Origin of the sequence: uncultured Parasphingopyxis sp. (assembly GCF_937129435.1) — a bacterium.
In the GTDB taxonomy this organism is placed as follows: domain Bacteria; phylum Pseudomonadota; class Alphaproteobacteria; order Sphingomonadales; family Sphingomonadaceae; genus Parasphingopyxis.
Genome location: NZ_CAKZNF010000034.1, coordinates 1 through 20,189, shown reverse-complemented (window position 1 = coordinate 20,189; position 20,189 = coordinate 1). Strand labels below are relative to the sequence as shown.

Annotated in this window: 17 protein-coding genes and 1 tRNA gene; 8 read left to right on the top strand and 10 right to left on the bottom strand. The window is 63.6% G+C overall.

The genetic code is table 11. From position 1 onward, the window contains the following. The 8 genes from Q0139_RS06750 to Q0139_RS06715 form a co-directional block, all read right to left on the bottom strand. Positions 1–231, bottom strand: a 231-nt coding sequence (locus Q0139_RS06750; protein WP_298019402.1) for an SDR family NAD(P)-dependent oxidoreductase, incomplete at its 3' end; no start/stop codon positions are given. Further along, the gene (locus Q0139_RS06745; protein ID WP_298019400.1) at positions 228–1,802 is read right to left on the bottom strand and encodes an AMP-binding protein; all 1,575 of its coding nucleotides are present in this window, start codon (positions 1,800–1,802) and stop codon (positions 228–230) included. The genes Q0139_RS06745 and Q0139_RS06750, both read right to left, overlap by 4 nt. Positions 1,803–1,870: 68 nt before the next feature. Next, positions 1,871–5,371, bottom strand: a complete 3,501-nt coding sequence (gene dnaE / locus Q0139_RS06740; RefSeq protein ID WP_298019398.1) for a DNA polymerase III subunit alpha — start codon at positions 5,369–5,371, stop codon at positions 1,871–1,873. Positions 5,372–5,450: 79 nt separating this feature from the next. Further along, a complete protein-coding gene (locus Q0139_RS06735; protein ID WP_298019396.1) occupies positions 5,451–6,734 on the bottom strand; it encodes a cyclopropane-fatty-acyl-phospholipid synthase family protein in 1,284 nt (427 codons plus the stop codon). A gap of 58 nt (positions 6,735–6,792) precedes the next feature. Continuing rightward, on the bottom strand, positions 6,793–8,187 hold the full coding sequence (locus Q0139_RS06730) for a deoxyribodipyrimidine photo-lyase (RefSeq protein ID WP_298019394.1): 1,395 nt from the start codon (positions 8,185–8,187) through the stop codon (positions 6,793–6,795). 34 nt (positions 8,188–8,221) lie between these two features. Next, positions 8,222–9,235 (bottom strand): 2-oxoacid:ferredoxin oxidoreductase subunit beta, encoded by a 1,014-nt coding sequence (locus Q0139_RS06725; protein WP_298019392.1) that lies wholly within the window; start codon positions 9,233–9,235, stop codon positions 8,222–8,224. A 77-nt stretch (positions 9,236–9,312) separates the two neighbouring features. Continuing rightward, entirely contained in the window at positions 9,313–11,187 is a 1,875-nt protein-coding gene (locus tag Q0139_RS06720; protein WP_298019390.1) for a 2-oxoacid:acceptor oxidoreductase subunit alpha, read from the bottom strand. 78 nt (positions 11,188–11,265) lie between these two features. Then, on the bottom strand, positions 11,266–12,171 hold the full coding sequence (locus Q0139_RS06715; RefSeq protein ID WP_298019376.1) for a histone deacetylase: 906 nt from the start codon (positions 12,169–12,171) through the stop codon (positions 11,266–11,268). A gap of 34 nt (positions 12,172–12,205) precedes the next feature. On the opposite strand from Q0139_RS06715, the gene Q0139_RS06710 reads away from it, so the two are divergent. From Q0139_RS06710 to Q0139_RS06680, 7 genes are all read left to right on the top strand, one after another. Beyond that, positions 12,206–13,540 (top strand): MATE family efflux transporter, encoded by a 1,335-nt coding sequence (locus tag Q0139_RS06710; RefSeq protein ID WP_298019374.1) that lies wholly within the window; start codon positions 12,206–12,208, stop codon positions 13,538–13,540. Between the two features lie 63 nt (positions 13,541–13,603). Continuing rightward, the gene (locus Q0139_RS06705; RefSeq protein WP_298019372.1) at positions 13,604–14,578 is read left to right on the top strand and encodes an alpha/beta hydrolase; all 975 of its coding nucleotides are present in this window, start codon (positions 13,604–13,606) and stop codon (positions 14,576–14,578) included. Next, positions 14,575–15,060: an RNA pyrophosphohydrolase gene (locus Q0139_RS06700; protein ID WP_298019370.1), complete on the top strand. Its 486-nt coding sequence runs from the start codon at positions 14,575–14,577 to the stop codon at positions 15,058–15,060. Before Q0139_RS06705 ends, Q0139_RS06700 begins: the two co-directional genes overlap by 4 nt. A gap of 177 nt (positions 15,061–15,237) precedes the next feature. Beyond that, positions 15,238–16,446: a hydrolase gene (locus tag Q0139_RS06695; RefSeq protein ID WP_298019367.1), complete on the top strand. Its 1,209-nt coding sequence runs from the start codon at positions 15,238–15,240 to the stop codon at positions 16,444–16,446. Continuing rightward, positions 16,443–17,459 (top strand): arginine N-succinyltransferase, encoded by a 1,017-nt coding sequence (locus tag Q0139_RS06690; protein ID WP_298019363.1) that lies wholly within the window; start codon positions 16,443–16,445, stop codon positions 17,457–17,459. Before Q0139_RS06695 ends, Q0139_RS06690 begins: the two co-directional genes overlap by 4 nt. A gap of 3 nt (positions 17,460–17,462) precedes the next feature. Then, on the top strand, positions 17,463–18,716 hold the full coding sequence (locus Q0139_RS06685; RefSeq protein ID WP_298019358.1) for an N-succinylarginine dihydrolase: 1,254 nt from the start codon (positions 17,463–17,465) through the stop codon (positions 18,714–18,716). Between the two features lie 93 nt (positions 18,717–18,809). Then, positions 18,810–19,076 carry a hypothetical protein gene (locus tag Q0139_RS06680; RefSeq protein WP_298019355.1) on the top strand — a complete coding sequence of 89 codons (267 nt, stop codon included), beginning with the start codon at positions 18,810–18,812 and terminating at the stop codon, positions 19,074–19,076. Between the two features lie 50 nt (positions 19,077–19,126). Here Q0139_RS06680 and Q0139_RS06675 read toward each other — a convergent pair. Then, positions 19,127–19,203 (bottom strand) — tRNA-Arg (locus Q0139_RS06675). A gap of 109 nt (positions 19,204–19,312) precedes the next feature. Between Q0139_RS06675 and Q0139_RS06670 the strand changes: the two genes are divergently transcribed. Then, on the top strand, positions 19,313–19,819 hold the full coding sequence (locus Q0139_RS06670) for a hypothetical protein (RefSeq protein WP_298019350.1): 507 nt from the start codon (positions 19,313–19,315) through the stop codon (positions 19,817–19,819). A gap of 3 nt (positions 19,820–19,822) precedes the next feature. Here the strand turns inward: Q0139_RS06670 and Q0139_RS06665 are convergent. Beyond that, positions 19,823–20,189, bottom strand: a 367-nt coding sequence (locus Q0139_RS06665) for a hypothetical protein (protein ID WP_298019348.1), incomplete at its 5' end; no start/stop codon positions are given.

The following is a 20,189-nucleotide window of genomic DNA, read 5'->3' as shown; positions in this document are numbered from 1 at the left end:
GCACCAGGAGTGGATGCCGTCCAATACACTTAGATCCAGCGGTTTAAATACGATCCGCTCACTATGCTCAGAGATCAGCTCTTGCAAGGCCCCGCTACTAGTCCGCGAGGCGGCGAGAACAGAGAAACCGGAATCTAGCAGTTTTTTTGCGATAGACAGACCAAGCCCACGGCTTGCGCCCGTTACCCATACCCACTTATTCTTGTTTTCGTCGCTATTAGCATTATTCATGTGGCGTTTCGCATGACTTTTCCATTATCACTCACCGGGAGCTTATCCACCATCTTCACAAATGCCGGCGCTTTGAAGACGGCCAATTGATCACGACAAAGCACTTTGATCTGCCGAGAAATTTCCAAATGCTGGCTCTCCGGCACCTCCGGGTGCAACTGGACAAGCGCTTCAACAAGTGCACCAGCTACTGAGCTTTTTTTTGCGCGCACCAGAACTGCGGCAACCGATGGATGTGAGCCGATAATCTGCTCAACCTCTTCCGGCATCACTTTGTTACCGCCAATGTTGATCGACCCATTTAGACGCCCCTGAAATAGTGCGCGGCCGTCAATGATTTCTACGAGATCGCCGGTATCGAACCACTGGTCCGCGGCGACGCATTTGCCGCCATCGTCCTGATAATACTGGTCGAGTACCCAAGGGCCCCGCACCAGCAGCCGGCCCGAGCTTTCGCCGTCGCGCGGCAGGTCGTTGCCGTCATCGTCGACGATCTTGATCTCGACGCCGAAGGGCGTGCGGCCCTGCTTGCTGATGATATCGACCTGCTCGTCGAAACCGAGCTCGTCCCAGTTCCACGGGCGCTGGCCGATCGTGCCGATCGGCGAGGTCTCGGTCATGCCCCAGGCATGGAGGACATAGACGCCCGCCTTCATGAACCGCTCGATCATTGCACGCGGCGCCGCCGAGCCGCCGATCACGACCATTTCCAGCTTTCCGTAATCGACCTTGGTCGCATCCATATGGGCAAACATGGCGAGCCATACGGTCGGGACGCCGGCGCTGTGCGTTACGCCCTCGTTCAGCACGAGATTGCAGAGCACTTCGCCGTCGTTGACAGCCGAAAACACCATCTTCGAACCCGTCACCGCGCAGGCATAGGGCAGGCCCCAGGCATTGGCGTGGAACATCGGCACGATGGGTAGCATCACCGACCGCGTCGACAGGTTCATCGCGTCCGGCTGTCCTTCGGTGATCGCGTGAAGGACGTTCGAACGGTGTTCGTAAAGCACGCCCTTCGGATTGCCCGTGGTGCCGCTGGTATAGCAGAGGCCGCAGGGATCGCGTTCGTCGCCCTCGACCCATTTGAAATCGCCATCCTCGGCGTCGCACAGTTCGCGGAAAGTGGGATAGTCGCCTTCGCCGTCGAACAGCACGAAATGCTGGATCGTCTTCAGCTGCGGCTTGATCTTCTCGACCAGCGGCTCGAACGCCTTGTCGAATAGCAGCACGCGGTCTTCGGCGTGGTTCATGATGTAGACGAGCTGTTCCTCGAACAGCCGAGGGTTGATCGTATGCAACACCCCACCGACGCCTGCGATGCCGTACCATGAGGCCAGATGGTGGCCGTGGTTCATCGCCAGCGTACCGACACGGTCGCCCTTCTCCACGCCGAGTTTCTGCAACGCCTGCGCGCATTTGCGGGCGTCCTCATGGATACCGGCCCAGTTGCTGCGCGACGTCGTGCCGTCCGCCCAGCGGCTCACCACCTCGCGATGGCCATGCTCTCGCGCCGCATGATCGATGATGTTGGTCACGCGCAGCGGCGCGTCCTGCATTCCTCCAAGCATGGCGATCCTCTCTTTGTCGCGTTTTTCCGCATCTTAGCCGAGGCGCAAGGCGCGTAAAGAGGCAGGTGTCAGGAAACGAGAGCCAGCGGCGCGCTGTTCTTGGCCTCGGGGCCGCTTTCGGCGGCAAGCCGGACGCTCTCGATACCGGTCAGACCGCGGATCGCTTCCGCCATTTCGGCATCGAGCCGGAAGCGTCGCCCGAGCACGACATGGGCCAGGCCGCCATCGTCGATCGGCGCTTCCAACACGACCGTCCCGCGCCCATCGCCATTCTCGCCGACGGCTTCGGCCAGCGCCGGGATCGCATCGGTTCGGGCAACCGAAACGGCCATCGTCATCCGGCTCGCATTGGCGAGGCTGTCGAATCCCTGGAAGCCCTGGATGGTGACGCGCGGGGTTTCCTCCCCGTCCATCCAGTCGAGATCGACGGTCAGCAGCCCGCACAGCCCCTCGTTCGCGGCGCGCTCCAGCTCGGCCTGTGCGTGTTCATCGAAACTGCTGGCCATGAACTGGCCCGACTGGTCGGAGAGGGTCGCGGTGACGAAGGGCTTGCCGCGCCGTGACGTCCGCTTCCGCACCTTTTCGACCAGCCCGGCCATCATTGCGCCGATGCGGCCGCCGCCCGCTGGCCGCTCGATCTGCGCAATGTCGGCATAGGTCTGGGCGCCAAAGGCCCGCGCGATATGCCGGTGCGTATCGACGGGGTGCGCGGAGAAATAGAAGCCGAACGCGTCCTTTTCGTGGGCCATCCGGTCGGCGAGCGGCCAGCCGATGTCGGTGCGCAGGCGGATATTCGCCATGCTGTTGTCACCATCGGCAAAGAGCCCGCCCTGCCCGCTCTCGCGCGCATCGGCGGCATTGGATGCGACGCCGAGTATCGTTTCGGCTGCCTCGTGCACCGCCGCGCGATTGTCATGCAGCGCGTCGAATGCTCCCGCCCCCGCCATCGCTTCGATCTGCCGCCGGTTGAGCAGCGACGGATCGACGCGGTCGGCTAAATCGTCGAGGCTTTCATAGGCGCCGTTCGCCTCGCGCTCCTCGACCAGTCCCTCCATCGCCTTCTCGCCGACGCCCTTCAGCGCGGCGAGCGCGTAGCGGACGGCGAAGCCCTCCTCATGCGGCTGCACGGTGAAGTTCGCCTCGCTCGCATTGACGCAGGGCGGCAGGCATTCGAGGCCCGCGCGGCGGACGTCTTCGTGGAAGATGGCGAGCTTGTCGGTATTGCCGCGATCGTAGCACATCGAAGCGGCGAAGAATTCTTCCGGGTAATGCGTCTTCAGCCACGCCGTCTGATAGGCGATCAGGGCGTAGGCGGCGGCGTGCGACTTGTTGAAGCCATAGCCGGCAAATTTGGCGATCAAGTCGAACAGTTCATTGGCCTTGTCGCGATGGATATCGTTCTCGGCACAGCCCTGCACGAAGCGGACGCGCTGCGCATCCATCTCGGCCTGGATCTTCTTGCCCATGGCGCGGCGGAGCAGGTCGGCATCGCCCAGGCTGTAGCCGGCAAGGATTTTCGCGGCCTCCATCACCTGCTCCTGATAGACGAAGATGCCATAGGTTTCTTTCAGGATCGGCTCGAGATCGGGGTGCGGATATTCGATGGCCTGCTCGCCATTCTTTCGTGCGCCGAACATCGGGATATTGTCCATCGGGCCGGGGCGATAGAGCGAGACGAGCGCGATGATGTCCTCGAAACAGGTCGGCTTCACCGCCGCCAGCGTGCGCCGCATCCCTTCCGATTCCAGCTGGAACACGCCGACCGTATTGCCGCTCTGGAGCAGCTCGTAGACCTGCTCGTCGTCCCAGCGCAGCGTATCGAGATCGACCTCGATATTGCGCTTCTTGAGCAGATCCGTTGCGCGCTTGAGCACCGACAGCGTCTTCAGGCCGAGAAAGTCGAACTTCACCAGCCCCGCCTTTTCGACATTCTTCATGTCGAACTGCGTCACCGGAATATCCGAGCGCGGATCGCGATAGAGCGGCACCAGCTCGTCCAGCCGCCGGTCGCCGATCACGACGCCTGCAGCATGGGTCGAAGCGTGGCGCGGCAGGCCTTCGAGCTTCATCGCGAGATCGATCAGCCGCTTTACATCGCTGTCGGTGCGATATTCGACCTCGAATTCGGTGACGCCGTTAAGCGCGCGTTCGAGGCTCCAGGGATCGGTCGGATGGTTGGGCACCATCTTGGTCAGCCGGTCGACCTGGCCATAGGGCATCTGCAGCACACGACCGACGTCGCGCAGCACGGCGCGCGACTTCATCGTCCCAAAGGTAATGATCTGCGCGACCTGATCGCGGCCATATTTACCCTGCACATAGCGGATCACCTCGCCGCGCCGCGTTTCGCAGAAGTCGATGTCGAAATCGGGCATCGACACGCGCTCGGGATTGAGGAAGCGTTCGAACAGCAGCCCGAGTTCGAGCGGATCGAGATCGGTGATCGTCAGCGCCCAGGCCACGACCGAACCGGCGCCCGAACCGCGCCCCGGGCCGACGGGGATATCCTGCCGCTTCGCCCATTGGATGAAATCCGCGACGATCAGGAAGTAGCTGGGGAAACCCATCTCGATGATGATGTCGAGCTCATATTCGAGCCGGTCGAAATAGGGTTTGCGAATCTCGTCGGTCAGCCCGTCCTCGCCGTGAAGCTTGATCAGCCGTGTCTCGAGCCCTGCCCTCGCGTCTTCGCGCAACGTAGCCTCCGCATCACCGGCGATTTTCGGCAGGATCGGGTCGCGACTCGGCGCGGCAAAGGCGCAGCGCTGCGCAACGACGAGCGTGTTGGCCAGCGCTTCGGGCAGGTCGCGGAAGCGCTGTTGCATCCGTTCATAGGGAAGCATCCAACCCTGTTCGGGGCTCTGACGGCGATCGGTGCTTTCGACATAGTTGGAGTCCGCGATGCAGAGCATCACGTCATGCGCGGCGTGGAAATCGGCTTCCTCGAACAGTGCCGGGTTCGTCGCCACGAGCGGCAGGTCCCGCGCATAGGCGAGTTCGATCAGCGCTTCCTCGCTCGCCTCCTCGATCGGATCGCCCCTGCGGCTGATCTCGACATAGAGTTGATCTGGGAACAGCCGGACGAGCGCGTCCGCATAGGCGCTTGCCGCCTCGGCCTGCTCGCCTTGGTAAAGCCGTGCGAGAGCGCCTTCCCCGCCGCCCGTCAGCGCGATCAGTCCGTCGGTTCGACCTTCAAGCGCCTCGAATTCGACATGCGGCCTGTATTCGAGCGGCCGTTCGAGATGCGCCTTGGAAACCAGCGCGCAAAGATTCTGGTATCCGGTCTCGTCCTGGGCCAGCAGCGGCAGCCAGTCGATGATCGGTTCTTCGGCTTCGGGCCGCCCGGGTCGCGCCACGGCCAGTGTCGCGCCGACGATCGGCTGGACGCCCTTCTCCTTCGCCGCCGTGCAAAAGGGCATGGCCGCATAAAGTCCGTTGCGATCGGCCATCGCCGCGGCCGGAAAGCCCAGTTCGCGGGCCCGGCTGGCGATCGCCTTGGGCTGGATCGCGCCTTCGAGCATCGTAAAGGCCGAGAAGATGCGAAGAGGGACGAAGGGGGCGTGCGCCATCGCCCCAGTCTATGGCCTAATGCCCAGCCCGTCATGAAGAACAAAGCGTGAATGTGCAAAAGCAGCCCAAGCGGCGATGCTATTCCTGTTCCGCCTTGGCCAGCGTCACCTGAGCGACGTCGATCCCGGCGGCTCTGAAGCCGCCTTCGCAATACATCAGATAGTAGCGCCACAGATCGTGAAAGGCGGCGTCGAATTCGGGCGGCAACCGCCCCTCGGCGACGGCCGCGTCATAGGATTCGCGCCAACGCCGCAGCGTTTCGGCATAGTGGAGATGATAGCCCTTGCGATCATGCCATGAGAGACCGGCCTCGCGCGCGATCGCCTCGAAGCGGGATTCGGAAATCAGCAGCCCGCCGGGGAAGATATAGGTCTGGATGAAATCGGGGCGCGAGGCATAATCCTCGAACACCGCGTCATCGATAGAGATCAGCTGGATCGCGGCCTTGCCCCCGGGCTTCAACCGTCCGGCGATGGCACGAAGATAGGCAGGCCAATATTCCTGCCCGACTGCCTCCACCATTTCGACACTGGCAACGGCGTCGAACGTCCCTTCGACATCGCGATAATCGACGAGGCGGATATCGCACTGGTCCGACAGCCCCGCATCGGCGAGACGCTTGTCGGCCCAGTCCTTCTGCTCGGTCGAGAGGGTGATGCCGGTGACGCAGACGCCATATTCGGCCGCCGCAATCTCCATCAGCCCGCCCCAGCCGCAGCCGATCTCGAGCAGCCGGTCGCCGGGATTCAGATCGAGCCGGTCGAGCAGCAGCCGCAACTTGCGACGCTGCGCCTCGGCAAGCGGCTCTTCGGCGGCAATCGGATCGGCGAATACCGCGCTCGAATAGGTCATCGTCTCGTCGAGCCAGGGCGCATAGAAATCGTTGCCGAGATCGTAATGCGCCTCGATATTCTTCTTCGCTCCTTCGCGGCTGTTGGCGCGAAGCTTGTGCGCCTTCGCATTGATCCAGCGCGCAAAGCCCTTGGCGCGCCCGGTGTTTCCCAGCGAGTGACGATTGGCGAGGAATATCTCGAAGATGGCGACCGGGTTCGGGCTCTCCCACTCGCCTTCCGCCCAGGCCTTGTACCAGCCCACCGATCCGGAAGTGGCAAGGCGTAGCAGCGGCCGCCAGCTGTGGAGCGTGATTTCGGCCCGCGCTCCGGGGCCGCGTCCGCCGAGCGTGCGACGCTCCCCGCTGGGAAGCGTCGCAATCAGCGTCCCGGTTTGGAGACCCGCGTCGATCCGGTCGAGCAGCCTGCGAAATCCCGGCGCGAACAGGCGCGACAGCCACCCCGCGCCCGTGGCAAAGCCGCGGTCGGCGTCCAGCAGATGGTGTCCCCGATTGTGCAAATTGCTGGCCATGACATCCCCGTGGCGGCTTTTTGCAAAGCCGGTTGCAAATGGCAATGCTTTGCTGCGCCTAGTTTTTCACCTTGGCATAGGCGTCGAGCGCGCGTTGGCGGGCTTCGCGGTGACCGATGATCTTTCTCGGATAGTCATCCGGGCGACAGCCGGCCTCTTCGGGATCGTGGATCGCATCGTCATCGAGATCCGCGAGTTCGGGAACCCATTCGCGGATATAATCGCCGGCGTCGAACTTGGGCGACTGGGTCAACGGCGCCATGATGCGCGGAAACATATTCGAATCGACGCCCGTCCCGGCGACCCATTGCCAGTTGGTCGCGTTGTTCCCATAATCGGCATCGACGAGCGTATCCCAGAACCACTGCTCGCCCTCGCGCCAGTCGATCAGCAGGTGCTTGATGAGGAAGCTCGCCGCGATCATCCGGACGCGGTTGTGCATCCAGCCCGTGGCCCAGAGCTGCCGCATCCCTGCATCGACGATCGGATAGCCGGTGCGGCCCTGGCACCAGCGGTCGAATTCCTCGCGCACGGTCGACGAGCGGAAATCGCGCCATGGAAACGCCTCGAACTGGTCGCGATAGCTTTGCTTCGGATAATCGGGGAACTGCGCGATCACCGTCTGCGCATAATCGCGCCACGCCAGTTCGCCGACAAAGGTGGTCACCTCGCGCCCCGGCCCGGTGACACGGTGCCAGACATAGGCTGGCGAAACTTCGCCGAAATGGAGATGCGGCGAGAGGCGCGAGGTGCGCTCTTCGGACGGCAGGTTGCGGCCGTCGTCATAGCCGGTCGCCTCGTCGACGAACGCATCGACATGGCGCCGCGCCCCCTCCTCGCCTGGCGTCCAGACCGGTTCGAAACCCCTGGCCCAGTTGGGGTTGGTCGGGAGCAAGTCCCAATCGTCGAGATCGTCGCTCTCGGGCCATTCTGACGGCGCGTCTATCTTTTGGGGCGCACGCGCCGGCTCATGTGGCGGCATGAATTTCTGCAACGCTTTCCAGAAAGGGGTGTAGATCTTGTACGGATCCCCGCTTCCCGTTGTCACCGAACCGATCGGCTGCAAATAATTGCCGTCGTGGAGGACGAGTTCCCTGCCCTCCCCCAGCTCTTCTTTCAACTGCCGCTCGGCATTGCGCCACCAGGGCTCATAGTGCCGCAGCGCATGGATTTCCTTCGCGCCGCTTCTCCGCGCAATATCGGCAAGGATCGTCGCCGCCTTGCCTCGGCGCAGGATCAGGCGCGAACCCTTCTCGCGCAGGCTCTGGTCGAGGCTCTTGAGCGAATGGTGCAGCCACCAGCGCGAAGCACCGCCCATCTTGCGATGCTTCGGCGTCTCGTCGTCGAGGACGTAGACGGGGATGACGGGGCCGACTTCCGCAGCGGCGCGGAGGGCGGCCTGGTCGGAAAGACGCAGGTCGCGGCGGAACCAGAGAATCGTGGGATCGGTCATGCTCGCAAAACGCAGCAGCCGCCCGATCTATCCTTTATTCGACCGTCCAGGTCTGCCCCTGCCCGATCAGTGCCTGCAGATCGTGATCCTTGCCTACTGACGCCGCGCTGTTTTGCTCTCCGACGGCGCTGTCGAATGTCGGCGCGGGGTCGCAATAGAGCGTGCCGAGCGCGACGGGGAAGTCACCGAACGGCATCTGGACGAGCATCTGGGCGAGGCCGCGATTGGTCTGGTCGTGAACCACGACACCCGCAGCTTCCCAGTCGCCATCGGCGACATCGACAACCTTGAGTTCGAGCTTGTCCGTATCGAGCGCCAGCCCCTTTTCGCCCTTGGCGAAGAGCAGCGGTTCGCCGTGTACGGTCCAGACCTGCGTGTCGTCCGCCGTCTTCTTCGCCGCGAACGGTTCGAACACGTCCTCGTTGTAGACGATACAATTCTGGAAGATCTCAATGAAGCTCGTACCTTTGTGGGCATGCGCTTCCTTGAGCGTTGCCGACAGGTTCTTGTTCACGTCGATTCCGCGCGCCACGAACCGCGCACCTGCGCCAAGCGCAAAGGCGCAGGGGCTGACAGGCCTGTCGACCGATCCGAAGGGTGTCGAAGGGCTGCGCGTTCCGACGCGGGAGGTCGGCGAATATTGGCCCTTGGTCAGGCCGTAAATCTCGTTGTTGAACAGAAGCACCTGGCAATCGAGATTGCGGCGCAGCAGGTGCAGCATATGGTTGCCGCCGATCGACAGACCGTCGCCGTCGCCGGTAATCAGCCAGACGTCGAGTTCGGGATTGGCGAGCTTGACGCCCGTCGCAATCGTCGGCGCGCGACCGTGGATCGTGTGGAAGCCGTATGTTTCCATATAATAGGGAAAGCGGCTCGAGCAGCCGATGCCGGAAATGAACACCGTGTTCTCCGGCGTCACGCCGAGATCGGGCATGGTCCGCTGCACGGCCTTCAGGATCGCATAGTCGCCGCAGCCGGGGCACCAGCGGACTTCCTGGTCGCTTTCCCAGTCCTTCAGCGTCGTCTTGACGGGAGTCATCTCGTTCATGGGATCAGCTCCAGAGCATGTAGATTACGGCGACGATCACGAGCAGCATGCCGACAAGCGGCAGGACGCTTTTGGGCTTATCCATCGAGCGCCTCCTCGATAGCGGCTTCGATCTCGCCGATGCGGAAGGGCTGGCCGGACACCTTGTTCAGCGGTTTCGCGTCGACCAGATATTGGTCGCGCAGCACCGTCTTGAACTGGCCGTTGTTCATCTCCGGCACGATCACCTTGTCGAACCCGCGCAGCAGGTCGCCCAGATTCTTCGGCAGCGGCCAGACATGGCGGACGTGGAGCTGCGCGACGCTGCGCCCTTTGGCGCGCATCCGGTTCACCGCCTGATGGATCGGCCCATAGGTCGACCCCCAGCCGACGACGGCGAGCGTGTCGCTGGCATCGCCCAGCGCGATATCTTGCTCCGGAATGTGATCGGCCACACCGAGCACCTTCTCGGACCGCAGTCGCGTCATTTCCTGATGGTTCTGCGCCGAATAATCGATGTTGCCGGTTGACGAGCTTTTCTCGATCCCGCCGATCCGATGCATCAAACCCGGCGTGCCCGGCTTCACCCACGGGCGGGCAAGCTTGTCGTCGCGCGCATAGGGGTTGAACTTCTCGCCTTCGCCCGGCGCAGTTTCATGGAACGCCACCGGGAACGGCGAATAGCCGCCAAGATCGGGCACCTTCCACGGCTCGGCGGCATTGGCGATATAGCCGTCGGTCAGCAGCATCACCGGCGTCATGAACTGGACGGCCAGCCGACAAGCCTCGATCGCGCAATCGAACGCGTCGGACGGCGAACGCACGGCAATCACCGGCATCGGCGCATCGCCGTTGCGGCCATAAACCGCCTGGTAGAGATCGGACTGTTCGGTCTTCGTCGGCAGACCCGTCGACGGGCCGCCGCGCTGCGAATTGACGATCACCAGCGGAAGTTCGGTGACGAGCGCAAGCCCCATGGCCTCGCCCTTCAGCGCAATACCGGGGCCCGACGACGAAGTGACGCCGAGCGATCCGGCATAGCTTGCGCCGATCGCCGCGCCGATGGCGGCGATCTCGTCTTCCGCCTGGAATGTGGTCACGCCGAACTGTTTCCAGCGCGACAAATGATGGAGGATCGCACTTGCCGGCGTGATCGGATAACCGCCGAAGAACATCGGCAGGCCCGCCAGCTGAGCACCCGCGACCAGGCCCATCGAGATCGCCTCGGCACCGGTGACGGTGCGATAGAGGCCCGGCTCGGCAGGCGCGGCAGCAACCTTGCGCGGTTGGAAGGCGTAACCGAGCTCAGCCGTTTCGCCATAGGCATGGCCGGCATCGAGCGCCGCAATGTTCGCTTCGGCGATCTCGGGCTTTTTGGCGAATTTCGTTTTGAGCCAATCGTGGATCGGGGCGCGTTTGCGGTCGAACATCCAGAGCGCGAGCCCCAGCGTCCACATATTCTTGCTGCGCAGCGCTTCCTTGTTGCCAAGACCGAAGGGCTTCACGGCCTCCAATGTCATCGCCGACATGTCGATCGAAAGGAGCTGATAGCCTTCGAGCGAACCGTCTTCGAGCGGATTTTCCTCGTAACCGGCCTTGGACAGGTTCCGGTCGGTAAAGGCGCCGCTATCGGCGATCACCATGCCGCCCGGTACGAGATCGGGCAGGTTGGTCTTCAATGCCGCCGGGTTCATCGCGACGAGAACATCGGGCGCATCGCCCGCCGTCCGGATTGTGCGGCTGCCGAAATTGATCTGGAACGCCGACACGCCGAACAGCGTTCCCTGCGGCGCACGGATTTCCGCCGGAAAGTCCGGGAAGGTCGCAAGGTCGTTGCCTTCGAGCGCGGTGGACAGCGTAAACTGCCCGCCCGTCAACTGCATACCGTCGCCGCTGTCGCCCGCGAAACGGACGACGACCGCCGAGGCATCCTCTTCGCGCGGTTGTTCGATTGTCTCTGCCGTACTGGCCATCCTGCCCTCGATATTAGGTTTGGAGCCTCCCTATGGCTAGGGCAGCCATGGGACAATGTAGAAAATGTGACAGGCTGTTCATCTCTGCTTTGCGCACTCATCGGCCAGTGCAAGGATCGTGCGGGCATGGCGGGCGGCAACCTTGCCATGATCGGCGCCATATCCGCCGCCCAACGCGCTGGCGATCGGGATCCCGGCTGTTCGCGCTATCCGCGCCACGAAGCGATCGCGCGCCTCCAGACCGGCATCGCTCAGCGACAGCCTGCCGAGCCGGTCGTCGACATGCGGATCGACCCCCGCCTGATAGAGAATGAGATCGGGCGCGAATTCGGCGATGACGGAGGGCAAATACGATCGGAGCGCGGCCAGATAGCCGTCATCGTCGAGGCCATCGGCCAGCGCGACGTCGAGCGACGAACGCGCTTTGCGCGCCGGAAAATTCTTCTCCGCATGGAATGACAGCGTGAAGATATCGGGCCTTCCGGCAAGCAGGACCGCCGTCCCGTCACCTTGATGCACATCGCAATCGAGGATGAGAATGCGCCGCACCTTGTCCTCGGCGACCAGCCGATGCGCCGCAACCGCAAGGTCGTTGAGCACGCAATAGCCGGCCCCGGCATCGGGCAGGGCATGATGGCTGCCGCCCGCGCCGTTTGCCGCATAGCCATGTTCCAGCGCAAGGCAGGCGGCCAGATACGTGCCGCCCTGCGCCAACAGCGAGCGATCGGCGATCTCCGCGGTGACGGGAAATCCGATGCGCCGTTCCTTTTCGGCCGGCACGGCGGCGCACAGCACCTCGTCGACATAGTCGGGATCGTGAACCGCCTCGATCCACGCGCGCGACATCGGGTCTGGCGCGTGCATCATCATTTCGACGCCGCTCTCGATCAGCGCATCGCGGACCAGTCCGTATTTGTTGAAGCGGAAGCTGCTGCCCTTCGGCGCGGGCGCGACATAGCGCGGATGGTGCACGAAATGCAGCATGGCGCAGAGATAGGGAGCGATCTATCAGCGCGCCATGGCTCCGTCAGCGCCTTCCCATGCCCGCGCCATCTGGGCGATCGCCATACCGGCGATGGCGACGAACGTTGCAACGGCACTGCTCGGCATCGCGGATATCTGGGTGATCGGACAGTTGGGTGACGCCGCCGCCCAAGGGGCGGTCGAGCTCGGCGCACGCCTCCTCATGGGGCTTTTCGTGGTGTTCAACTTCCTCAAATCGGCGACGACCGGGCTCACCGCGCAGGCGGTCGGCCAACGCGACGAAGCCGGACGCCTCGCGGCACTGATCCGCGCCGCGGCCATCGCACTGGCAATCGGGTTGGCGATGATGGCGGTCAAACCCTGGATCGTGCCGCTGGGCCTCGATTTCCTGGAGGCGGGGCCGCAAGTGCGCCCGGATGCGTTGCTCTACGTCGACATCCGGTTCTGGGTCATGCCGTTATGGCTCGTCAACCTGGCGATGATCGGCTGGCTGATCGGGCTCAGGCGCCTGCGCACCGTTCTGGTCGTCGAGGTGATCATCAACCTGCTGCATATCGGGCTCAATGTGCTGCTGGTCCTGGTATTCGAATATGGCGTTGCCGGCGTCGCCATCGCCACCGTGATCGGGGAGGCCGTCAAATTCGGGCTGCTCGTCGCCGTTCTTTTCCCGAGCGCGCGGCCCTCGGCACTGGTTGCAGCGGTGCGGCACAGCGAGACATGGCAGGCCGCGCCAATGCTTTCGCTGTTCCGCGTGAACCGCGACCTGTTCTTGCGGACATTGCTGCTGACCATCGCGATCATGCTGGTGACGCGGCAAGGCGCGCAGCAGGGCGCGGTAATCCTTGCCGCCAATGCGATCCTGTTCCAGCTCTTCATGTTCTCCGCCCTTCTTCTCGACGGGTTCGAAAATGCGGCGCAGGTGCTCTGCGGCGAAAGGATCGGCGAGCGGAACAAAGCGGCGTTCGACCGCGACACGCGCGCCATCCTGATCCGCGGCGTGGCGGTCGCGCTGGCGCTGTGCGCGCTGTTCGCGGTCGCCGGCGACCCGATCGTCGGCAGCTTCTCGACCGATGCAGCGGTCACGGCGGCCGCCCAGCGCTACGACATCTGGCTCATCGCCATCCCGATCGCCGGCGTCGTCTCGTTCGTCTATGACGGCGTCTTCGTCGGTGCGACATGGACGCGGGCAATGCTGGGCACGATGGTCGCCGCCTTCGCGCTCTATATCGCCTTGTTGTGGCTGACCGCACCGCTCGGCAACCACGGCATCTGGTTGAGCTTCACGATCTTTCTCATCGCCCGCGCCGCGGGTCAGGCGCTGCTCGTGCCGCGCCTTGCCCGGCGCAGCTTCGAAGCGGCTCCGGTCTAGCGCCCAATCCGATCCGTTGTTACACGAAACCGGAAAACAAAAAGCCGTGAGAGGAAAAGCCAAGTGACCGATCCCTATGTCCGCCCCGACGTGCAAATGGTGCTGAGCCTGCTCGAACAGCAGGAAGGCCCCAAGCTCTACGAGATCGAACCCGCCGCAGCGCGCCAATTGATGCTGATGATGGGCAACCTGCTCGAACTCGAAGCGGGCGAGATCGCGGTCAAGCGCGACCTTTCCATCCCCGGCCCGGCAGGCAATATCCCCGCGCGGCTCTACGATCCGCGCGAAAGCCGCGAGCCGGGCCCCTTGCTCGTCTATTATCATGGCGGCGGCTTCGTGATCGGCGATCTCGAAACGCACGATTCGCTGTGCTGCGAAATTGCGCGTGTTCTGGATATGCCGGTGGTTTCGATCGACTATCGCCTGGCGCCCGAACACCCCTTCCCCGCCGCGCCCGAGGATTGCATCTCCGCAACGCGCTGGATCGCCGATAGCCCAGAGGCGCTGGGCCGGCAGGTTACCGGGCTTGTGCTGGCCGGAGACAGCGCCGGCGGCAATCTCGCCATCGTCTGCGCCATCGCGCTGCGCGACGAACCAGCCGCCGTCCCGGTGCTCGCCATGTGGCCGATCTACCCCGCAACCGATCTCGATGCCGAAGGCGGATCGATGAGCGAATTCGGCAAGGGCTTCCTGCTCGAAGCGGCGAGCATGGATTACTTCGTCGAACATTATGCCGCCGATTCATCCGACTGGCGCGCCAACCCCTCGCTCAAGGATGCAGCGGGTCTGCCGCCGGCCGTGCTCATCACTGCGGGACTCGATCCGCTGCGCGACCAGGGCCGTGCCTATGCCGGAAAGCTGATCGATGCGGGGGTGCCGACCGTCTATCGCGAGGCCAAGGGCAATATTCACGGCTTTGCGAACTTGCGCAAAGGCGTGCCTTCGAGTCAGGCCGATATCGCCGGTTGTCTGACAGCGCTCAAGGCGCTGATCGTCGAAGCTGAAGGCGAGCGGGTGATGGAGCAGGCGGCCGAGTGAGCCAGGCCAAGGAAGCCCTTCCCTACCGCCCCTGCGCCGGAGTCATGCTGCTCAACGCCGATGGTGATGTGTTCGTCGGTGCGCGGATCGATACCAAGCTCGGCGCGTGGCAGATGCCGCAGGGCGGGATCGATGCCGGCGAGGATGCGGAAGCGGCGGCCTATCGCGAGTTGGAGGAAGAAACGGGTGTTCGTAAGAAGCACACCGAATTCATCGCGAAGACGCGGCACGAGCTGACCTACGACCTGCCGGGAGACCTGATCGGCAAGGTTTGGGGCGGCAAGTTTCGCGGCCAGCGGCAAAGCTGGTTCCTGCTGCGCTTCACCGGCACCGACAGCGACGTGAATATCGAAACGAAGCATCCCGAATTCCAGGACTGGAAATGGGCGCATCCGTCCGAACTTCCCGGCCTGATCGTGCCGTTCAAACAGCAACTCTATCGCCAGATTCTCGACGAATTCGCAGACTACCTCGACCGCTAAATCCTCGGAGATTTCCATGACCCGCCATTTCGCCGCCCCGGTGCTCGCCGCCGCGTGCCTGTTTGCGCACGCCGCACAGGCCGCCCTGCCCCAGCCCGTACGCGCGACCATCGTCTACGGCTTCTGAAGCAAGCGCGATGCGTGACGCCGCCGATCGCAGCCGCTAAGGCAATCGGCATGACAGAATTGACGACAATCGAACGCGACACGCTCGATCGCGCGGCGAACGAGCCGCTGCTCGACCAGACGCAGGACTGGGCGAAGGTGAACACCGGCTCGGCCAATCTGGCGGGGCTCAAAACGGTGGCAGGGAAGCTCGCCGACGCTTTTTCGGCGCTGCCGGGCGAGTTGCAACTGCGCTCGCCCGAACCCTCTGAGGTCGTTGCCAGCGATGGCACCGTGCACCAGCGCGAAACGGGCAAGAACCTGCATCTCAAGGTCCGGCCCGATGCGCCGGTACAGGTTTTGCTGACCGGCCATATGGATACGGTGTTCGGCGAGGATCATCCGTTTCAGGAATTGACCTGGCTCGACGACAACACCCTCAACGGCCCCGGCGTGACCGATATGAAGGGCTGTATCGCGCTGATGCTGGCCGCGCTCAAAGGCGTGGAGGCATCGCCGCTGGCCGACAGGATCGGCTATGAGGTCGTCATCAATTCCGACGAGGAGATCGGATCGCCCGGCTCGGCAAAGCTGCTCGCCGAGGCGGCGCGGTGCAAGCTGGCAGCGCTCACTTACGAACCCGCCTTGCCAGACGGCACGCTTGCCGGCGCGCGCGGCGGGAGTGGCAACTGGTCGATCGTGATCACCGGCAAAAGCGCGCATGCCGGTCGCAATCCCGAAGAGGGGCGTAGCGCTCTGCTCGCGGCGGCAGAGCTGGCGCTCAGGCTTGAGGAAGCCATTGGCCCGGGCCTCAAGGTCAATCCTGCGAAGATCGAGGGCGGCGGCGCCAACAATGTCGTTCCCGACCATGCCGTGCTCCGCCTCAACATGCGCCCCGAAACGCCTGAGGATCAGGAGCGCGCGCAGGGCATTCTCGACCGGACGGTCGAGGAAATCGCCAAGAGGCGCGAGGTCGGCATTCATGTCCATGGCGGCTTTGGCCGCCCGCCCAAACCGATCGACGACAAGGCGGCGAAACTCTTCGGTCTCGTCAAGGAATGCGGCGGCGATCTCGGACTCGACATCGCCTGGAAATCAACAGGTGGCGTGTGCGACGGCAACAATATCGCCGCCTGCGGCGTCCCCGTGGTCGATACGATGGGCGTGCGCGGCGGCGCGATCCATTCCTCGGACGAATTCCTGATGGTCGACAGCCTGCCCGAACGCGCGAGGCTTTCCGCGCTTGTCCTGCTCCGCCTCGCCGAAAGGGGAACGCTATGACCTTCGTCGTACGCGCCGCGCGCAAGGAGGATGTCGACCAGCTTTACGAAATGGCAAAGCTGACCGGCGGCGGTTTCACCAACCTCCCGCCGGATCGCGGCGCGCTAACCGCGAAGCTGGCGCGATCGGAAGAAGCGTTCGCCAATGGCGGCAAGGAACCGGCAAACGACCTCTATGTCCTCGCCCTCGAGAACACCGAGACGGGGCTGGTCCGCGGTACGGCGCAGATTTTCGGGGCCGTCGGCAAGCGCTGGCCCTTTTACAGCTATCGCATCACCACCTATACCCAGCATAGCCGCGAACTCGACCGGACGTTCAGCTCCAAGATTCTGCAGCTCACGACGGACTATGAAGGTGCCTCGGAAGTCGGCGGCCTCTTCCTCCACCCGGGCGAACGCGCGGGCGGGCTCGGCAAGCTGCTGGCGCGCAGCCGCTATCTCTTCATCGCCATGCATCGCGAACGCTTCGGCGAGAAGGTGATCGCGGAACTGCGCGGCGTGATCGACGAGGCCGGCGGTTCGGCCTTCTGGGATGCGCTGGCAGGCAAATTCTTCGGCATGACCTTCCAGGAAGCCGACGAGTTCAACGCGACGCACGGCAACCAGTTCATCGCCGACCTGATGCCGAAACACCCGATCTATCTCGACATGCTGCCCGAAAGCGCGCGGCATGTCATATCGCAACCGCACCCTTCGGGCCGCGCCGCAATGCGAATGCTCGAAAACGAGGGATTCCAGCACAAGGGCTATATCGACATCTTCGACGGCGGCCCGACGATGGAAGCCGATCTCGACGAGATACGAAGCGTTGCGGATTCGCGCACCGGCACCGTCGTCGGCACCGAGACCGCGAACGGCACGCGTTCGCTCGCCGCGCGCGGGCATCTGGCGGACTTTCGGTGCGCCTATGCCGAAATTGCGATGCAGGGCGACGGCGAAGTGGCGATCGATAAGGAAGGAGCTGCGGCGCTGGGCGTTTCGGCGGGCGACGAAATCCGTCACGTGGCAAGCTGATCCATGGCTCTCACCGAAATCAATTTCGACGGGCTGATCGGCCCCTCGCACAATTATGCCGGCCTCAGTCTCGGCAACCTCGCTTCGGCGAAGAATGCGGGCAATGTCTCGCAGCCGCGCGCCGCTGCCCTGCAGGGTATCGAGAAGATGCGGGCGAATGTGCGGCTCGGGCTTGTGCAAGGCGTTTTCCTGCCGCAGCGGCGTCCCGATACCGGCTGGCTCGCGCGGCTGGGCGCCACGCCTGAAGACGCGTCCCTTGCCCTCCTCGCCAACGCATTGTCCGCCTCTTCGATGTGGGCGGCCAATGCGGCGACGGTATCGCCCGCGGCGGATACGGAGGACGGCCGCTGCCACCTCACCGTCGCCAATCTGCTGACGATGCCGCATCGAAGCCATGAATGGCCCGAGACGCTGGAACAGCTGCGCCTCGCCTTTTCCGACGAGTCCGCCTTCGCCGTTCACGAGCCCGTGCCGCCGCCTTTCGGCGACGAGGGCGCGGCGAACTTCATGCGGATCGCCCCCAGCCATGGCGAACCGGGCATCGAGATTTTCGTCTACGGCAAGACCGGCGGCGCCTTTCCCGCACGCCAGCATGAAGAAGCCTCACGCGCCGTCGCCCGGCTCCATCGGCTCGAGCCCGATCGCACGATGTTCGTCGAACAGTCGAAGGCCGCGGTCTCGGGCGGGGCGTTTCATAACGATGTCGTGGCCGTCGCGAACGAGAACGTCCTCTTCTGCCACGGTCAGGCCTTTGCAAACCGCGACGGCTTCTTCGCGGAACTGCGGCGCGCCGCGCCCTATGCCGAAATTATCGAGGTTCCAGCAACCCGCGTGCCGCTCGAAGATGCGGTATCGAGCTACTTGTTCAACGCGCAGCTCGTCACGCTGCCGGCCGGCGGCATGGCGCTCATCCTGCCGACCGAGGCGCAGGACAATCCTCGCGTCTGGGGTTGGCTGGAAGAGATGCTCGTTGGCAACGGCCCGATCCGCCAACTGATTCCCGTCGATGTGCGGCAGTCGATGGCGAATGGCGGCGGCCCTGCCTGTCTGCGCCTGCGTGTATTGTGCGACCCGTCGTATGTCGATCCGCGCTTTCTGGTGGACGAGGGAAAGCTCGATGCAATGGCCGAAACGGTGGCCGAATATTGGCCCGAAGAGATCGATGCGGGCCACCTTGCCGATGCCGCTCTCTGGAAAGAGATCCGCGCGGCGCGCACCGCCCTTTGCGAGACGATGGGCCTTCCCGAATTGATTTGACGCAATTGTCGGATTAACTGACAGTTTACCAGGTCGCTTAGGACTTGGTCACGCAAATCGGGGGTTGGCACGTAAATTGCTTAACTTTTGGACATGTTAAAGCGTATCGGGCGCCTCTTCGTCATCAAGAACCGTTTCGAGGCGTGGCTGATCATCTACGCGCTCGCCGTGGGCGCCACGGCACGGGCCGATCTGTATCTCCGCGAATATTCAGGCTGGGGCGGCTATCTGCTCGCCTTGTGCTGCACCGGCGCCGTATTTCTGGGCGGCGCGAAGATCCTCGATGCTACCCCGAAGAGCCCTTCCAAGGCACGATTGCGGGCGCTGACAGCGCGCTGGAAGCAGGACGACGCGATTTAGCCATGGCCAAACCGGCCGGCCGGCGTTGAAGGATCAATCGAAAAAGGAAATGGCGCGCCCGGAAGGATTCGAACCTCCGACCCCTTGATTCGTAGTCAAGTACTCTATCCAGCTGAGCTACGGGCGCTTGGGAACGGGCCGTTTAGTCGGCTGGCGCAGGCGGCGCAACCCCTGCGATGCCGCTTCCACGCAAAGCCGTGTTTCCATGTCGGTTCGTCTCGGATAGAGCGCTGGTCATGCCGGTGCGAAGTCTCTTCCTTCTTGTTCCCGTTGCGGCGCTGACCGCCTGCGCGGTCGCCGAGAGCAACCCGCCCTCGCTCGCGCATCGCGAGATCGAGGGGATACTCGATGAACCGATCCGGGCGATCGCACCGGTCGAATCAACCTCGGACGCGAGTCTCGCCCAACGCATCGACGCTTTGGTCGCGCAGGCCCAATCCGGGCAGCGCGCGTTCGATTCGGCGATGCCGGCAGCTCGCACCCGCGCCCAGGCGGCACGGGGTGCAGCGATCGAGAGCGAAAGCTGGATCGCCGCGCAACTGGCGCTTTCGGCGCTGGACGGAACGCGTGTCGATACGGCCAACGCACTTGGCGAACTCGATTCGATCTTCGCGAGACAGGCCGCGAGTGGCAACTATGTCGAGACGGCCAAGCTCTCCTCAGCGCGCGAACGGGTGCTGGCACTCTATGAGGCGCAGACGAGCGCATATGAAGCGCTGCTGGCACTCGTGCCGTCCGGCTAATTGTTAGCCGGCCGCGTCGACGGCCGCTTTGTGCGCCTTCGCATTCTCGACATAGTGGGCCGAGCCCATCGCGTTCATCGCCTGCTGCTCGGGCGTCAGCCGCGGATCGATGCGCGCCTGGTCCAGCACCGCGCGGTCGCCAACCAGGAATCGCAGCAGCACCGTCCCCGCGCGATCAAGGTGAGTGTAGGCCAAGCGACCCGGCTCCCCGTCGGGCACAGGGAGTCCGTGCTCATCCAGCACGGCAACGTGGGCCAGCTGAAAGAGGGGCCCGTTCAAAACCATGCTCCCGTAGCCCGCAAGCGCCGCGTTCGCCCCTTGGGTGACAAGCCAGACCGGGACCTCCTGCAGGAGCAGGTAGCGGAAGAAC

Coding starts and splice junctions, on each gene's coding strand:
- Q0139_RS06745 (WP_298019400.1), bottom strand. CDS start 1,802: ATGCTTGGAGGAATGCAGGACGCGCCGCTGCGCGTGACCAACATCATC.
- dnaE (WP_298019398.1), bottom strand. CDS start 5,371: ATGGCGCACGCCCCCTTCGTCCCTCTTCGCATCTTCTCGGCCTTTACG.
- Q0139_RS06735 (WP_298019396.1), bottom strand. CDS start 6,734: ATGGCCAGCAATTTGCACAATCGGGGACACCATCTGCTGGACGCCGAC.
- Q0139_RS06730 (WP_298019394.1), bottom strand. CDS start 8,187: ATGACCGATCCCACGATTCTCTGGTTCCGCCGCGACCTGCGTCTTTCC.
- Q0139_RS06725 (WP_298019392.1), bottom strand. CDS start 9,235: ATGAACGAGATGACTCCCGTCAAGACGACGCTGAAGGACTGGGAAAGC.
- Q0139_RS06720 (WP_298019390.1), bottom strand. CDS start 11,187: ATGGCCAGTACGGCAGAGACAATCGAACAACCGCGCGAAGAGGATGCC.
- Q0139_RS06715 (WP_298019376.1), bottom strand. CDS start 12,171: ATGCTGCATTTCGTGCACCATCCGCGCTATGTCGCGCCCGCGCCGAAG.
- Q0139_RS06710 (WP_298019374.1), top strand. CDS start 12,206: ATGGCTCCGTCAGCGCCTTCCCATGCCCGCGCCATCTGGGCGATCGCC.
- Q0139_RS06695 (WP_298019367.1), top strand. CDS start 15,238: ATGACAGAATTGACGACAATCGAACGCGACACGCTCGATCGCGCGGCG.
- Q0139_RS06690 (WP_298019363.1), top strand. CDS start 16,443: ATGACCTTCGTCGTACGCGCCGCGCGCAAGGAGGATGTCGACCAGCTT.
- Q0139_RS06685 (WP_298019358.1), top strand. CDS start 17,463: ATGGCTCTCACCGAAATCAATTTCGACGGGCTGATCGGCCCCTCGCAC.
- Q0139_RS06680 (WP_298019355.1), top strand. CDS start 18,810: ATGTTAAAGCGTATCGGGCGCCTCTTCGTCATCAAGAACCGTTTCGAG.
- Q0139_RS06670 (WP_298019350.1), top strand. CDS start 19,313: ATGCCGGTGCGAAGTCTCTTCCTTCTTGTTCCCGTTGCGGCGCTGACC.